The 16,188-nt window shown below is 72.4% G+C and carries 11 protein-coding genes; 3 read left to right on the top strand and 8 right to left on the bottom strand.

The features are described from left to right. Positions 1–22 precede the first annotated feature (22 nt). The 4 genes from ACIBQ6_RS24275 to ACIBQ6_RS24260 all read right to left on the bottom strand — a co-directional run bounded on the left by ACIBQ6_RS24275 (position 23) and on the right by ACIBQ6_RS24260 (position 4,721). Positions 23–1,462, bottom strand: a complete 1,440-nt coding sequence (locus ACIBQ6_RS24275; protein ID WP_397214605.1) for a glycoside hydrolase family 3 protein — start codon at positions 1,460–1,462, stop codon at positions 23–25. Positions 1,463–1,537: 75 nt separating this feature from the next. Beyond that, on the bottom strand, positions 1,538–2,389 hold the full coding sequence (locus tag ACIBQ6_RS24270) for a carbohydrate ABC transporter permease (RefSeq protein ID WP_352352381.1): 852 nt from the start codon (positions 2,387–2,389) through the stop codon (positions 1,538–1,540). Further along, positions 2,386–3,399 (bottom strand): carbohydrate ABC transporter permease, encoded by a 1,014-nt coding sequence (locus ACIBQ6_RS24265; protein ID WP_397214603.1) that lies wholly within the window; start codon positions 3,397–3,399, stop codon positions 2,386–2,388. Before ACIBQ6_RS24265 ends, ACIBQ6_RS24270 begins: the two co-directional genes overlap by 4 nt. A gap of 2 nt (positions 3,400–3,401) precedes the next feature. Next, positions 3,402–4,721: an extracellular solute-binding protein gene (locus ACIBQ6_RS24260; protein ID WP_358291885.1), complete on the bottom strand. Its 1,320-nt coding sequence runs from the start codon at positions 4,719–4,721 to the stop codon at positions 3,402–3,404. A gap of 137 nt (positions 4,722–4,858) precedes the next feature. Here ACIBQ6_RS24260 and ACIBQ6_RS24255 point away from each other — a divergent pair, with 137 nt between their 5' ends. From ACIBQ6_RS24255 to ACIBQ6_RS24245, 3 genes are all read left to right on the top strand, one after another. Next, positions 4,859–6,007, top strand: a complete 1,149-nt coding sequence (locus ACIBQ6_RS24255) for an ROK family transcriptional regulator (protein WP_358291887.1) — start codon at positions 4,859–4,861, stop codon at positions 6,005–6,007. 12 nt (positions 6,008–6,019) lie between these two features. Then, positions 6,020–6,676, top strand: coding sequence for a M15 family metallopeptidase (locus ACIBQ6_RS24250; protein WP_397214600.1), 657 nt, complete (start codon positions 6,020–6,022; stop codon positions 6,674–6,676). 74 nt (positions 6,677–6,750) lie between these two features. Then, the gene (locus tag ACIBQ6_RS24245; protein ID WP_358291891.1) at positions 6,751–7,836 is read left to right on the top strand and encodes a glutamate--cysteine ligase; all 1,086 of its coding nucleotides are present in this window, start codon (positions 6,751–6,753) and stop codon (positions 7,834–7,836) included. A 20-nt stretch (positions 7,837–7,856) separates the two neighbouring features. On the opposite strand, the gene ACIBQ6_RS24240 is transcribed toward ACIBQ6_RS24245, so the two are convergent. The 4 genes from ACIBQ6_RS24240 to ACIBQ6_RS24225 form a co-directional block, all read right to left on the bottom strand. Then, a complete protein-coding gene (locus ACIBQ6_RS24240) occupies positions 7,857–8,603 on the bottom strand; it encodes a sulfite exporter TauE/SafE family protein (protein WP_358291893.1) in 747 nt (248 codons plus the stop codon). Between the two features lie 106 nt (positions 8,604–8,709). Beyond that, on the bottom strand, positions 8,710–10,524 hold the full coding sequence (locus tag ACIBQ6_RS24235; protein ID WP_397214816.1) for a gamma-glutamyltransferase family protein: 1,815 nt from the start codon (positions 10,522–10,524) through the stop codon (positions 8,710–8,712). A 124-nt stretch (positions 10,525–10,648) separates the two neighbouring features. Beyond that, positions 10,649–11,326 (bottom strand): GntR family transcriptional regulator, encoded by a 678-nt coding sequence (locus ACIBQ6_RS24230; RefSeq protein WP_397214598.1) that lies wholly within the window; start codon positions 11,324–11,326, stop codon positions 10,649–10,651. Between the two features lie 57 nt (positions 11,327–11,383). Further along, positions 11,384–16,177, bottom strand: a complete 4,794-nt coding sequence (locus ACIBQ6_RS24225) for an ATP-dependent helicase (protein ID WP_397214596.1) — start codon at positions 16,175–16,177, stop codon at positions 11,384–11,386. Between the last annotated feature and the right edge of the window lie 11 nt (positions 16,178–16,188).

The raw sequence follows: 16,188 nt of genomic DNA, 5'->3' as shown, positions 1-16,188 counted from the left end.
CGGCGGGCCCGGGCTGTTCGCCTCAGGCGGTGATCAGTTCCACGGCGGCCTGGGCGTTGGCCCTGGCCGCCCCGTACGTGGCGATGTAGGCGGCGCTGTCGGGCCGCCAGACGGGCAGGCCCATCTCGATCACCGTCGCGTCCTGGCGGGCCGCCACCAGAGCGGAGACCAGTTCCTGGCTCGCCTGGTAGCGGTGGGCGTCCTTCACCACGATGACCAGCGACCGGTTCGCGGCCTTGGCCAGCAGGGCGGGGACGTCGGCGGCCGCGGGCTCGACGCGGACGATCTCGGCGTCCGGCAGCCACGGGCCGACCCCCCATGGCACGTTCCCCACGGCGATCGTGGGCGGGGTGTCCACCTCGATCACCAGGGGTTCCACCAGAGGTTCCGTCTCGCCGGTCAGCCGCACGGCGCGGCGGGCGGCGTGCAGGCCGACCCCGTTCTGCTCGGCCGCGATCACCTCGGGCGTGCCGAACCAGGCCCGCAGCGCCCCCACGCGGTCGGCCGCCTCCTCCAGCCTGGCGGCCGGCAGGCGTCCCTCGGTCACCGCGGCCACGATCTCCCCGATGACCCGCTGGACGTCGTCCTCGCCGGGGATCGGGCCGAGGCAGATCAGGTCCGCCCCGGCCGCGAGCGTGAGCACGGCGCCGTTGGCCAGCCCGACGCTCTTGGTGATCGCGTGCATGTCCAGCGCGTCCGTGATCACCACGCCGTCGTAGCCGAGCTCGCCCCTGAGGAGCCCGGTCAGAGCGGCGGGTGACAGGGTGGCCGGAGTGTCCCCGGTCACCACCGGAACCGCCACGTGGGCGGTCATCACGGTCTTGGCGCCGGCCTCGATGGCCGCCCGGAACGGCGCGAGCTCGCGGGCGCGCAGCACGTCCAGGCCGACGTCCACGACGGGCACGGCCAGGTGGGAGTCCACCCGGGTGGCGCCGTGGCCGGGGAAGTGCTTGACGCAGGCGGCCACGTTCACCGACTGCAGCCCGTTGACCGCCGCGACCGTGTGCCTGGCCACCAGCGCCGGGTCGGCGCCGAAGGACCTGGTCCCGATCACCGGGTTGTCGGCCTCGGTGTTGACGTCCGCGCTCGGCGCGAGGTCCACGTTGATGCCGCACGCGGCCAGCTCGGACCCGATCGCCGCGTAGACCCGGCAGGTCAGGTCCACGTCGTCGACCGCCCCCAGCGCCGCGTTCCCCGGGTACGGGCTGCCGACGTGGTAGGCCAGCCTGGTGACGTCCCCGCCCTCCTCGTCGAGCGAGATGACGGGCTCGGCCGAGGCGCGCAACGTCGTGGTGAGCGACCTGACCTGGTCGGGACCGGCGACGTTGAACCCGAAGAGCGTCACGCCGCCCAGGCCGTTGTCCAGCTCACGCAGCACCCAGTCGGGCGCCGTGGTGCCCTGGAAGGCGACGAGCAGCGTGCCGGCCGCGAGGCGACGCAGCCCCCGATCACTCTGACTCATGGCTCCTCATCACTTGAATGAAGGCACGATCGGGTACGGCCCGGACCAGCCGAGCCGTACGAGGATCAGTGCCTGTTACCCCTTCACGGCCCCGGCGGTGAGACCGGCGACCATGCGGCGTTGTACCAGCAGGAAGAAGACGACCACCGGAAGGGTCATCAGGGTGGAACCGGCCATGATCGCGCCCCAGTCGACGCCCTTCTGGCCGAAGAAGTACTGCAGGGCGACCGGCATCGTGTAGCCCTCGGAACCCGACATCAGGTAGAGGGCGAACACCAGATCGTTCCAGGCGGTGATGAACGAGAAGATGCTCGTGGCCACCAACCCCGGCGCGACCAGCGGGAACAGCACCTTCCAGAACGTGGTCAGGCGGCTCGCGCCGTCGATCCAGGCCGCCTCCTCCAGCGTCCGCGGCACCGCGGCCACGAACGTGCGCAACATCCAGATGCCGAACGGCAGCGTCAGCGCGACCTGGGTGATGATCAGCCCGATGAGCTGGTCACCGAGGCCGACCCGCTTGACCATCATGTACAGCGGGATGAGCAGGCCCTCGGCCGGCAACATCTGCACGATCAGCAGGATGACCAGGAACGTGCCACGCCCCTTGAAGCGGAAGCGGGCGATGGCCGTGGCCGACAGCAGCGCGAAGACCGAGCCGATGAGCACGGTGCCGAGCGCCACGATCGCGCTGTTGCGCATGTAGAGCCAGATGGAGTTGTTCGCCACGCCCTCGGTCAGCACCCGCGCGAAGTGGTCGAAGGTGAAGTGCGTCGGGAACGGGATGAACTCCGTCGTGAAGATCTGGTCGTTCTCCTTGAAGCCGGTGGAGACCATCCAGTAGACGGGGAAGACCGCGTAGAGGAAGACCAGCACACCGGCCGTGTTCAGGAGGATCTTCCCGAGCTTCTTGCGGGCCAGCGCGTTCACATCTCCTCCTGCTTCACGATCTGCCGGACGTACGCGACGGTGATGATGAGCAGGATGATCGTCAGCACGATGGAGATCGCCGCGCCCGTGCCCAGCTTCTGCGGGGGCTTGAACGCCTCCGCGACCGCGTACATCGACAGGTTGAAACCGTCGCGGTTGGTCGGGCCGTTCATCAGCACGTAGAGCTGGCTGAAGACCTTGAAGTCCCAGATGATCGACAGGATCGTCAGGACGGCGAAGACCGGCTTGAGCAGCGGCAGGGTGATCTTCCTGAACGTCCGCCACGCCCCCGAGCCGTCGACCTTGGCCGCCTCGTACAGCTCGGACGGGATGCCCTTGAGCCCCGCCAGCACCGAGACCGCGATGAACGGGAACCCGGCCCACACCACGCACACGATCAGCGCGACGTAGAGCGGGAAGGTGTCGTTGAGCCACGGGGTGCCGCTCCAGTCCTGCTGGCCGGCGGGCGGCGCGGCCAGCCAGTCGGGCAGCAGGTTGAGCAGCCAGTTCACGATGCCGGACTCGGCGTCGAAGAGCGAGCGCCAGATGACGCCCTGCGCGACCGGCGGCACGGCCCAGGCGAACATGCACCCGATGACCACGAACAGGGACATCTTCTTGCCGAGCTTGTTCAGCAGCACGCCGACCGCGGTGCCCACGATCAACGTGAGGCTGACGGCGACGAAGGCGAACACCACGGTGTTGCGCAGAGCCGACCAGAAGATGTCGTTGGAGAGGACCTTGTTGAAGTTGTCCAGGCCCACCCATTCGGCCGGCTTGCTCCCCCTGATCTGCGCGAGCCCGACCTTCTGGAAGGCCATCACGCCGAGCTGGAACATCGGGTACAGCAGCAGTCCCGCGATGACCAGCAGACCGGGGATGAGCAGCACGTACGGGATGCTCCACGTGGGCATCCCGGTGGCCTTGACGGGCCCGCCGCCCTTCTTACGGCGGCGCCCCGGGGCGGGGGACGAGCCCCTGCCCCGGGTGACCGTAGTCGTGTTCGCCATCGTTACTGGTTCAGGATCTCTTCGAGTTCCTTGTTGGCGTCAGCGAGAGCCGTGGTGGTGTCCTTCTTGCCCTCGATGACGGCGCGCGCCGCGTTCTGCAGCACGGCCTTGGTGGCGTCGGCCTCGGCCCAGTTCGGGTCGGCCGGGAACGCCTTGGCCTTGGCGAAGGCCTGGGCGAACGGGCCCTGCGCCGGGTCCTCGTTCAGCGCCGCCAGGGTGTCGGGGTAGACCGGCAGCAGGCCGCCTTCCTTGGCGTAGCGGTCGGCCCAGGTCTTGCTGGTGGCGAGCTTGAGGTACTCCTTGCCGAGGTCGGCCTCCTTGGTGCCGCCCCACAGCGCGATGTCGTTGCCGCCGAAGAAGGACGGGGCCAGGCCGCCGGTCTTGGCGGGCAGCGGGAAGAAGCCGAGCTTGTCGCCCTTCAGCTTGCCCTTCGAGTCCTCCTCGATGCCGGGCAGGTCCCAGCCGGCGGTGAGGTACATCGCCACCTTGTTGTTGGCGAAGCGCTTGCGGATGTCGACGGTGTTCAGCGTCAGGTTCGCCTTGCTGGACAGGCCGCCGGTGACCAGGCCGGTGTAGGTCTCGAAGCCCTTCTGGAAGCCGGGGTCGGTCAGCTTGCCGACCCACTTGTCGCCCTCCTTGACGGCGAACTCGCCGCCCTCGGACCAGGCGAACGCGGCCAGCAGGTGGTTGGCGTCGGAGCCGCCGTTGAAGGCGAAGCCGTCGACGCCGGCGCCCTTCTCCTTCTGGATCTTCTTGGCCGCGGCGACGAGCTCGTCCCAGGTCTTGGGAACCTCGATCTTCAGGTCGGCGAACCAGTCCTTGCGGTAGAGCACCGCGCGGGCGCCGGCGCCCCACGGGATGCCGTAGATCTCGCCGTCGACCGTCTCGTAGCCGTAGAGGTTCTCGGGGATCTGGGCCCGGTCGCCCTCACGCGCGATGTCGGTGATGGGGGTGAGCGCGTCCTGGCTCTGCCACATCGGGACCTGGTCGTTGCCGATCTCGGTCACGTCCGGGCCGGTGCCGGTCGCGGCGGCGGCGAACTTGTCCGCCACCTGCGGCCACGGGATCCACTCAAGCTTGACCTCGGCGCCGGTCTGCTTCTTGAACTCGGCGTTGAGCTCTTCCATGTACTTGGCGGCGGCAGGGTTGCTGTCGCCGAGACGCCACACGCTGAGCGTCTTGCCCGCGAACTTCGGGCCACTGGAAGCGGGGGCGGCCGCGCTGGACGACGGCTTCGGCTCCTCGCTTGACCCACAGGCGGCCAGGCCCAGGGCCAGGGCGGCCGTGGTGACCGTAGTGGCTGTGATCTTCGCGATCCTCACAGGGTTCTCCCTTCCCGGGTGCTGGCCTACGGTCCGCACCAGGCTGATCGTCAAATGCCGAACGACGCTGTTAAACTAACAAGAAACTTTCTTAAAAGAAACGCTCGTTAGCCATTCGTGACGAGAGGGGTGCGGTAATGAGTCGAAGCCCGGGGATCCCCCGGTTGCTGCGCAGGTTGAACGACCGCTCGGCACTTGAACTCCTCCTCGCGGACGGTCCGCTGACCCGCGCCGAACTGGGGGAGCGAACGGGGCTATCCAAGGTAACCGCAGGTCAGCTGCTCGCTCGACTCGAAGAACGGGGCCTGGTGGAGGTCGCGGGCGAGCGCGCCGGCGGCCGCGGCCCGCACGCCGCCCTGTACGCGGTGGTTCCGTCGAGCGCGTACGTCGCCGGGCTGGAGGTGCTGCCCGACAGCCTCACTGTCGGTGTGGCGGACATCACAGGTAAAATCGTTGTCGAGGTGACGGTCAACCCGTCCGACGCCCGCGATCCGGTGAAGGCGGTCCACTCGGCCGTCCAGCGGGCCTGCGCCACGGCCAGCGTCGAGCTCTCCCAGCTCCGCTCGTTCGTCATCGGCACCCGGGGCGTCGTCGATCCCCGCAGCGGCGACGTGCGCTGGTCCTACGACCTGCCCGACTGGCACGTCGGCGTGCTGGCCAGCCTGCGCCAGACCCTCGGCGGCTCGGTGACGATAGAGAACGACGTCAACCTGGTCGCCCTGGCCGAGAGCCGCTACGGCGCCGCCGTCGGCCACGACGACTTCGTGGTCATCTGGGCCGGCGTCGGCCAGGGCCTGGGCGTCATGCTCGGCGGCCGGCTGCACCGGGGGATCACCGGCGGCGCGGGCGAGATCGGCTGGCTGCCGGTGCCGGGCGAGCCGCTGCCGTCCGACGTCTCGCAGCCGCAGTCGGGCTCGTTCCAGCGCCTGGTGGGCCACGACGCCCTGCGCGGCCTGGCCGGCGAGCACGGCGTGATCGGCTACACCGTGCCCGACCTGGTCCGCAACGGCGACGAGGACTACCTGGACGAGGTGGCGGGCCGCCTGGCCGTGGGCGCGGCGGCCGTGGCCGTCGTGCTCGACCCCGGGCTGATCGTGCTCAGCGGCGACGTCGGCCGGGCCGGCGGCGAGCGGCTGGCCGCCAAGGTCGAGGAGGCCGTGGCCCGCGTGTGCCCGAGCCAGCCGACCGTGGTCACCACCAGGGTGACCGGCAACGCGGTGCTGCGCGGGGCCATGGTCGCGGCCCTGGAGCAGGCCCGGGAGCAGGTTTTCTCCGACACTGTGTGAGAATTTCTGCCCATGTGGCAGCTCGACACCGACGTAGTCCTCATCTCCGACCCGCGCGTCTCGGCGGTTCCCGTCCGGGAGTGCGGTGAGCCGCTGGCCGACGTGCGCGGGCGGCTGCGGGTCGACACGCGGCTGGCCGACGCCGACGGCGCGTACGCGCACCTGCGCGCGGGGCTGCTCGACCGGCTGGAGCGGGCCGAGAGCTCGTTGCCCGACGGCTTCCACCTGCTGATCGTCGAGGGATACCGGCCCATCGCCACGCAGCGGCGTATTTTCGAGGGGTATCGCGAGGAGCTCCTCACCACTTATCCCGACATGTCGCCTGACGAGTCCTTTATTGCGGCCAGTCGGTATGTCTCCCCTGTTGAGGTCGCCCCCCACACTGCCGGCGCCGCCGTCGACCTGACCCTGTGCGCCCCCGACGGCACCGAGTACGACATGGGCACCCAGGTCAACGACAACCCCGAGGAGAGCGGCGGCGCCTGCTACACGGCCGCCGCCGGTATCCCGGCGCAGGCCCGCGCCCACCGCGAGATCCTGGCCGCCGCCCTGGAGCCCGTGGGCCTGGTCAACTACCCGACCGAGTGGTGGCACTGGTCGTACGGCGACCGCTACTGGGCCATGTCCACCGGCGCCCCTGCCGCCCTGTACGGTCCTGCCCCCTTCTAGCCAGGTTTTCCCCCGGCGGCGGCACGGGCACAACCTGTGGCGGAGGCTCTTCGGACTCCCCCAGCGAGGTGTGCATGGTTCCGTTGATCGGGATCGAAGAGGAATACCTCGTCGTCGATCCCCGCACCCGCCACGTGTCCCCCCGGGCGGCCGAGGTCCTGGCCGCCGCGACGGACATGCTCGACGTGGCCCACGAGATCACCCGTTTCCAGGTGGAGGCCCGTACGCCGCCCTCCGCCGACCTCAGTGAGCTGGGCTCCCAGCTCCGGGCAGCACGGAAGGAGGTGTCCGAGGCGGCCCGGTCCTGCGGCCTGGCGGTCGTGGCCAGCGGCATCCCGGTGCTCGGCAACGTCATGCCGCCGCCGCTCACCGACGACCACCGCTATCAGCAGGGCAAGGAGCTCTACCGGGCGTTGCAGGACGAGATCAGCATCTGCGCGCTGCACGTGCACGTCGACGTACCGGACGAGGAGATCGCCGTCTACGTCGGCAACCATCTCAGACCCTGGCTGCCGACGCTGATCGCGCTGGCCGCCAACTCGCCGTTCTTCGTGGGCCGCGACACCGGCTACGCGTCCTGGCGGGTGATCAGCTGGGGGCGGTGGCCGGTGTCCGGGGCGCCGCCGTACTTCCCGACGTTCGGCGACTACGAACTGGCGCTGCGTGCGCTGTCGGAGTCGGGCGCGCTGATGGACCCCAAGACGGTCTTCTGGGACACCCGTCCGTCGCCGAGGCTGCCGACGGTCGAGATCAGGGTGGCCGACGTGCCGCTCGACGTGAGCGACAGCCTGACGATCATCGGCCTGATCCGGGCCCTGGTCGTGACCGCGTTGCGGGAGGTGGCGCGCGGCGACCGCGGGCTGCCGATCCCGTCGGAGGTGCTGCGGGCCGCCTACTGGCGGGCCGCCCGGGACGGCCTGGTCGGCGACAGCCTCGACGTGCGGCACGGAACGCTCGTGCCCGCCACGGTGATGGCCCGCCGCCTGTTCGGCCACGTGAGCGCCGCGCTGGCCGAGGCCGGCGACCTGACCTTCATCGAAGAGGGCCTGGAACGGCTGCTGAGCAAGGGCTCCGGGGCGGTGCGCCAGCGGCGCGTGCACGCCCGGGGCAACGACCTGACCGACGTGGTCGATGACCTGATCGAGGCCACCGTCGCCTGAACCGCCCGTTCGACGCAGCTTCACCGCAGCGCGAGCACCGCCGCCACGCCGAGGCCGAAGGTCACGACGACGCCGCGCAGCACGTTCGGCGGCATGAGCCGGGCCACGCGGGTGCCGAGGAAGCCACCCGCCAGGCTGGCCGGCGCCACCACGGCCACGGCCTGCCACTCCACCGGGCCGAACAGCGCGAACGCCACCACCGACACCGTACTGACGACCAGCGACAACGCGGCCCGTACGGCGTTGACCCGGTGCAGGTCGTCGTGCAGGAACATGCCGAGCACGGCCAGCAGCAGCACGCCCATCCCGCCGTTGAAGTAGGCGCCGTAGCAGCCGCCCAGGAACACCCCGGCGTACACCAGCCTGCTCGGAGGCTGCCCGGCCGCGCCGCCGAAGCGGTCCTTGAGCCACGGCTGGGCCAGCAGCGCGAGGCTGGCGAAGGTCACCAGCCACGGCACCAGCGAGTCGAAGAGCCGGCCCGGCGTGAGCAGCAGCAGCGAACAGCCCGCCACGGAGCCCGCCACGGTGGCGGCCGACAGCGCCGTCACCCTGCGCCGCTGCCCGCGCAGCTCGGCGCGGTAGCCGACGACGCCGCCCAGGTAGCCGGGCCACAGGGCCACCGCGTTGGTCACCGACGCGGTGACGCCCGGGTAGCCGAACGCCACCAGCGCCGGGAAGGAGATCAGCGTGCCGCCCCCGGCCAGAGCGTTGACCGCCCCCGCCAGCAACCCGGCCCCCACCAGAAAAACCAGCTCCCCAACCGTCACCACCCCACCCCCAGCCGCGACGCGCGATCGGTGGTGGTCCCCGCCGCGGGTCGGGGCGTGCGGTCGGGGGTCGTCCTCGCCTTCAGGCGGGAGGTGCGGTTGCCGGTCATCGGCCCGCCGCGTAGCCCTGGGCGCCGCGGGGATTGGCGGCGGCACGCAGGAAGGCGCCGTCGCGGGCCACCGCGCTGAGCCTGCCGAGCGACCACGGGCCCTCGACCTCGACCTCGTGCCCGCGCCGCCGCAGCTCGGCCACCACCCCCGCGTCGAGCCGCTCCTCGACATGCAACACCCCGGGACGCGAGCCACGCGGGAAGAACGAGCTGGGGAAGTGCGCGGAATGGAACATGGGCGCCTCGATCGCCTCCTGGAGGTTCAGCCGCCCGTGCACGACGGCCAGGAAGAAGTTGACACTCCACTGGTCCTGCTGGTCGCCGCCCGGCGTGCCGAACGCCAGCCACGGCCTGCCGTCCCGGGTGGCGAACGACGGCGACAGCGTGGTGCGCGGGCGCGCGCCGGGCCGCAGCGAGGCGGGCAGCCCCTCCTGCAGCCAGAACATCTGCGCCCTGGTGCCCAGGCAGAAGCCGAGCTTGGGGATCGTGGGGGAGCTCTGCAGCCAGCCGCCGCTGGGCGTGGCCGAGACCATGTTCCCGAACCGGTCCACGACGTCCACGTGACAGGTGTCGCCCCGCACCGCGCCGTCCGGCGTCACCGTCTGCTCACCGGCGCCGGTCAGAGTGCGCGGGCGGCCGGTCGGCGGTGCGTCGTGGCGGGCGACCGTCGGCTCGCCGATGCCCGGACGAACGGGCGCAGGAATCGCGGGGGAGAGGGCCGCCGTGCCGGGCGGGAGGACCGGCAGCCGCGGCTCCCGGCCGCCGGGCGCGCCCGGCCGCAGCTCCAGGCTGGCCTCGGTCCCGATCAGCCGCCGCCGCTCTTCGTTGTACGCCGCGCTCAGCAGGTCCGCCATGGGGACGTCCGCGTCGCCGTACCAGGCTTCGCGGTCGGCGAAGGCGAGCTTGGCCGCCTCGGTCACCACGTGCACGTAGTCGGCGTCCAGAAAGCCGGCGGCGTCGAGGTCGAACCCGGACAGCAGGGCGAGCTGCTGCAGGAAGACCGGTCCCTGCCCCCAAGGTCCCGTCTTGTACACGGTGTGCCCGCGGTAGTCGAAGCTCACCGGCTCCTCGACCGTGGCGGACCAGCGGGCCAGGTCGTCCCCGGTGAGCAGGCCGCCGTGGACCTCGCCCGAGCTGTCCCGCCAGGCGGTGCCGGTGCTGAAACCGGCGACGGCCTCGGCGACGACACCTTCGTACCAGGCATGCCGGGCGGCGGCGAGCTGACCTTCGCGGGTGGCCGAGGCGGCCTCGGCCTCGGCGACCAGCCTGCGGTAGGTCGCCGCGAGCACCGGGTTGGCCAGCCTCGAACCCGGCGCGGGCACCCGGCCGTCCGGCAGCCAGGTGGCCGCCGACGTGGGCCAGTCGTGCCTGAACAGCTCCTCGACCGTGCCGATCGTGGCGGCGATCCGGTCGAGCACCGGCACGCCGCGCTCGGCGTAGTGGATCGCCGGGGCCAGCACCTCGGCCAGCGACCAGGTGCCCCAGCGCTCCAGCAGCAACATCCAGCCGCCGAACGCGCCCGGCACCGTCGCCGCCAGCAGACCCGTGCCGGGGACGACGTCCAGCCCCATCGCGGCGAAGCGCTCGACGGTCGCGGCGGCGGGGGCCACGCCCTGGCCGCACACCGCCGAGACCTTCTGCTCCTCCTCGCTCCACAGCAGGATCGGCACCTCGCCGCCGGGGCCGTTCAGGTGCGGTTCGGCGACCTGGAGCACGAACCCGGCCGTCACCGCCGCGTCGAAGGCGTTGCCGCCGCGCTCCAGCACGCCCATCCCGGCCGCCGAGGCCAGCCAGTGGGTGCTGGCGACCATGCCGAAGTCGCCCGTCAGCTCGGGTCTGGTGGTGAACAACGGTCTCTCCTCCGGGGGACGGTTCAGGAGACTGTATACAATCCGTGCGTCTCACCCGTGCTGCGGGGTACCGGTTGCCGCCTGTCTAGTCGATCGGCTGGTTCGCCGTACGGGGCACGGCCGCGAGGAACGACCGGCGGGCGGCGGCGACGTGCGCGACCGCCCTGGCCTGGGCCTCGTCCTCGTCGCCCGCCGCGATGGCCTCGCACAGGCTCAGGTGTTCCGTCCAGGAGTGCGGCCCCCGGGCGGCGGCGGTCTGGCTGAAGACCCACTGCGCCCGCAGCACCATGGGCCTCATCATCAGGTTGAGGTAGGAGTTGCCCGCCGCCTCGCCCACGGCCAGGTGGAAGGCGGTGTTGAGCTCGGCCACCTCCGCCGGTCGCCCGGCCTCCACGGCCTGCCTGGTCGCGTCGAGGATCCGGCGCAGCCGCGCGACGGCCTCGGGGCTGCGTTTGCGCGCCGCCAGCCGGGCGGCCAGGCCCTCGACCGCCATGCGCACGTCGAAGAGCTCCTCGCCCTCCTCGGCCGTCAGCCGCGCGACCGTCGCGCCGACCCGCGGGACGACCTCGACGAACCCCTCGGCCGCCAGCACCCGGATGGACTCGCGCACGGGGTTGCGCGACACGCCGAGCAGCGCAGCCAGCCGATCCTCGACCAGCCGCTCTCCCTGCGCCAGCTCACCGGACAGGATGCGACGACGCAGCTCCTCGGTGACCTCGCCCAGCAGCGTCGTACGCCCCGCGCCCCGCATCACATCAGTCATATGGCCGCCCATCGTATACAAATCCGCGGGCGGCCGACCGCCACCACCACCGACTGGTCAGGCGCGTAGGCGCAGCCCCCGGGGGGTCGGATGGAACCCGGCCGCCTCCAGGGCGGCCGCCAGCGGCGATTCCACGATGGACGTGCCGTCGGCCCGCTCCACCGTCAGCTTGCCGAGCGCCCCGTCGCGTACGGCCAGCGCCAGCGCGTCGACCGCCGGTTGCAGCCGCTCGTCGTCGGCGAACGACAACAACGTCTTGCCGCCCCGCTCCACGTACAGGACGAGGTAGCCGTCCACGAGCACGACCAGCGCGCCCGCCTTCCTGCCCGGCTTGTGCCCGACGTCGCCGGGACGTTGCGGCCAGGGCAGCGCGGCCCCGTACGGACTGGCCGGGTCGGCGGCGGCCAGCACCACGGCCCGCCGCCCGGCCCCGCTCCGGCCGCCTTGACCAGGCATCCCGGCCTCGCCGCCCTGGCCGAACCCGCCGCCTCCGGGCCGTGAGCTCCGGCCACCCTCTCCACCACCGAACCCCCCGCCGGGGGGACCGAACCCCCCGCCGCCGGGCCGGCCGGTCTCCCAAGCGGGGGTCTCGGGCGGCGGGCCGAAGCCCTCGCCCGGCCCACCGCCGGTCGGTGCGACGCTCGGGGTCATGGCGCGCATCCGGTCGACCGCGCCCGCCAGCGCGAACTGCGCACCCCCCAGCCCTTCGACGAAGTACCCCCGGCGGCACCGCCCGCTCTCCTCATAGGCGCGAAGCACCTGGTAGACAGGCGTGAACCCGCCGGGCAGCCGTTCGGAGGTCACCGCCCCGCGCGTCACCACGCCGTGCCGTTCGAGCAGCACCTCGGCCTGCGCGTGCGCCCGCTGCGTCGCGTCGTCGGCCGGACCGGGCAGCAGCCACCACCGCCCGGCCACGGTCGGCGGCCCGCTCCTCGACGGCAGCACGGCCCGGCGCCGCCGCGTCGTGGCGGGCCGGTGCGCCGGACGCCCGGTGCCCAGCGTGGCCCGCAGCGGCGCGAGCGTGTCGCCGGAGACCCGGCCCGACCACACCAGATCCCACAACGCCGAGACCAGCGTCGCGTCGTCGAGCGCCCCGCCCTGGGCCCCGAGTTGGTCGGAGATGCCCCGGAAGAACAGCGCGCCCCCGCCGCCCAGCAGGTCGAGCACGCGCTCGTGCAGCGGGGTCATCGTGATCTCGGCCGGGTCGGGCAGCAGCAGCGGCGCGGTGTCGGCGAAGTAGAGCGACACCCATCCGTCGCCGCCGGGCAACGACCCCTGCCCCACCCACATCACCTCGCCCGACGAGGTCAGCTCGTCGAGCAGCGCCGGATGGTAGCCGGGCACCCGCGAGGGCAGCACCAGCGTCTCCAACGCGGACGCCGGCACCGCGGCCCCCTGGAGCTGCTCGACGGATCGCACCAGCGCGTCCATGGCCCGGGCCGCCCCGGCCCGTGAACCGTCGGACGACGTGCCAGAACCGGTGATGCCGTGCCAGGCGGGCAGGAAGCGGGCCAGCGTCTCGGGCGCGACCGGCTCGACCTCCTTGCGCAGCCGGGCCAGCGACCTGCGGCGCAACATCCGCAGCACCCCGGCGTCGCACCACTCCTCGCCCCGGCCGCCCGGCCGGAACTCGCCGTTCATCACACGCCCCGAGGCGGCCAGCCGCCGCAGCGCGTCGGTCACCACGGCCGCGCCGAGCCCGAACCTGGCGGCGGCGGTGCCGGCGTGGAAGGGCCCGCGGGTGCGGGCGTGCCGGGCCACCAGGTCGGCCAGCGGGTCGGGCACCGGCTCCAGGAACACGTGCGGCACCCCCACGGGCAGCGGCACGCCGAGCGCGTCGCGCAGCCGGGCGGCGTCCTCCACGGCCGCCCACTGCTCCTCGCCCGCGATGCGCACGCGGATGGCCCGGCGCGCGCGTTCGAGCTCCTCCAGCCAGGACGGGTCGCCGCCGCGCACGCTCACGTCGGGCGTCAGCAGCGGCCCGTGCGAACGCAGCAGGTCGGCCAGGTCTTCGGCGTCGCGCAGCGGCCGGTCGAGCCGGGCCAGCTCGCGCTCGCTGCTCACGATCACGTCTGGGTCGAGCAACTCGCGCAGATCGGCCTGGCCGAGCAGCTCGGCCAGCAGCGTGGTGTCCAGCGCCAGGGCCTGCGCGCGGCGTTCGGCCAGCGGCGCGTCGCCCTCGTACATGAACGCGCCGACGTAGTGGAACAGCAGCGACGCGGCGAACGGCGAGGCCTGCGACGTCTCGACCTCCACCACCCGGATCCGCCGGGCCGCGATGTCGCGCATGAGCTGGACCAGCCCCGGCACGTCGAACACGTCCTGGAGGCACTCGCGCATCGTCTCCAGCACGATCGGGAACGAGGCGTACTGGGAGGCCACGCCCAGCAGATGGGCGGCCCGCTGGCGCTGCTGCCACAGCGGGCTGCGCCGGCCCGGCACGCGGCGCGGCAGCAGCAGCGCCCGCCCCGCGCACTCCCTGAACCGGGAGGCGAACATCGCCGACCCGCCCAGCTCCTCGGTGACGATCTGCTCGATCTCCTCGGCGTCGAACGCCGCCACGTCGGTGGGCGGCTCGGCCAGCGTGTCGGGGATGCGCAGCACGATGCCGTCGTCGGAGTGCACGGCCTGCACGTCGATGCCGTAACGCTCGCGCAGCCGCCGGTTGATCGCCAGCGCCCAGGGCGCGTGCACCCGCGCGCCGTAGGGGGAGTGGATCACCACCCGCCAGTCGCCCAGCTCGTCGTGGAAGCGCTCGACCAGCAGAGTACGGTCGTCGGGCACGTAGCCCGTGGCCTCGCGCTGCTCGTCGAGGTAGGCCAGCAGATTGCTCGCGGCGAACTCGTCGAGCCCCGCCTCCCTGATGCGGTCGGTGGAACCCTGTTTGGCCTGCTCCCGCAGGAACTGCCCGATCGCCCGGCCCAGCTCGGCCGGACGCCCGGCCGTGTCGCCGTGCCAGAACGGCAGCTTCCCCGGCTGGCCGGGAGCGGGCGAGACCAGCACCCGGTCGGCCGTGATGTCCTCGATCCGCCACGACGTCGCGCCCAGCACGAACACGTCGCCCACCCGCGACTCGTAGACCATCTCCTCGTCGAGCTCGCCCACCCGGGACGCCTTCTCACCCACGAGGAACACCCCGAACAGGCCGCGGTCGGGGATCGTGCCGCCGTTGGTCACGGCCAGCCGCTGCGCGCCGGGCCGCCCCTGGAGGGCGCCGGTGACGCGGTCCCAGACGATGCGCGGCCGCAGCTCGGCGAACTCCTCGCTCGGGTAGCGGCCGGCCAGCATGTCGAGCGTCGCCTCCAGCGCGCTGCGCGGCAGGGTGGCGTAGGGGGCGGCCCGCTTGACCACGGTCTCCAGCTCGTCGACGGTCCACTCGTCGAGCGCGGTCATGGCCACGATCTGCTGGGCCAGCACGTCGAGCGGGTTACGCGGGTAGCGCAACTCCTCGATCTGCCCGCCGCGCATGCGCTCGGCCACCACGGCCGTCTGGACGAGGTCGCCCCGGTACTTGGGGAAGATCACCCCTCGGGAGACCGCGCCCACCTGGTGGCCGGCCCGGCCGATGCGCTGCAGCCCGCTGGCCACGCTCGGCGGGGCCTCCACGCACGCCACCAGGTCGACCGCGCCCATGTCGATGCCCAGCTCCAGGCTGGAGGTGGCGACCACGGCGGGCAGCCGCCCCGACTTGAGCGCCTCCTCGATCTGGGCCCGCTCCTCCTTCGACACCGAGCCGTGATGGGCCCGGACGATCTCGCTCACCGCGCCCTTGCTCGCCCCCGCCTGCGCCATCGTCTCGGCGGGCATGCGCCTGGACGGCGGGGGTTCCTGGTCGTCCGGCGACGGCTCCTGGCCCTGCGGCGGCGTCTCCCAGATCGACAGGTCGATCGCCTCCGGGCCCTGCCGCCGCGTGTAGGCCAGCTCGTTGAGCCGGGTGCACAGCCGCTCGGCCAGCCGCCTGGAGTTGGCGAACACGATCGTCGAGCTGTGGGACTCGATCAGGTCGAACAGGCGGTCTTCCACATGGGGCCAGATCGACCGGCTGGACGACGGCTCGACCTGCTCGGGATCGGGCGCCCCCGCCATCTCCGTCATGTCCTCGACCGGGACGACGACCTCGATCTCGATGCGCTTGTCGGACGGCGGCTGCACCACCGTCGCCGGACGCGTGCCGCCGAGGAAGGCCGCCACCTCGCTCACCGGCCGCACGGTCGCCGACAGCCCCACCCGCTGGGCCGGACGCTCCAGCAGCGCGTCGAGCCGCTCCAGGCTGAGCGCCAGATGGGCGCCGCGCTTGGTGGCCGCGACCGCGTGCACCTCGTCGACGATCACCGTCTCGACGTCGCGCAGCGCGTCGCGCGCCTGGCTGGTGAGCAGCAGGAACAGCGACTCGGGAGTGGTGATCAGGATGTCGGAGGGCTTGGCGGCGAACCGCCTGCGCTCCTCGGCCGGGGTGTCGCCGGAGCGGATCGCCACCGAGATCTCCGGGACGGGCAGCCCGAGCCGGCGCGCCGTCTGCCTGAGCCCGGCCAGCGGCGCGCGCAGGTTGCGCTCGACGTCGACGGCCAGCGCCTTGAGCGGCGACACGTAGAGCACGCGCGTGCCCGGCTTGTGCCCCTTCGCGACGCCTTCGCCCGGTGCCTGCTCGGCCGCCCGCGCCGCGAGCCGGTCGAGCGACCACAGGAACGCCGCCAGCGTCTTGCCCGACCCCGTGGGGGCGACGACCAGCGTGTTGTCGCCGCGCGCGATCGACTCCCACGCGCCCTCCTGGGCCGCCGTGGGCGCCTGGAAGGCGCCGGCGAACCATTGCCTGGTCACCTGGGTGAAGTGGTCTAGCGAGCTCACCAGCACATACTGCCTCG

The organism is Nonomuraea sp. NPDC049655, assembly GCF_044465465.1.
Classification (GTDB): domain Bacteria; phylum Actinomycetota; class Actinomycetes; order Streptosporangiales; family Streptosporangiaceae; genus Nonomuraea.
The sequence above is the reverse complement of the archived record's forward strand: the minus strand, read 5'-3'. Positions and strand labels throughout refer to the sequence as shown.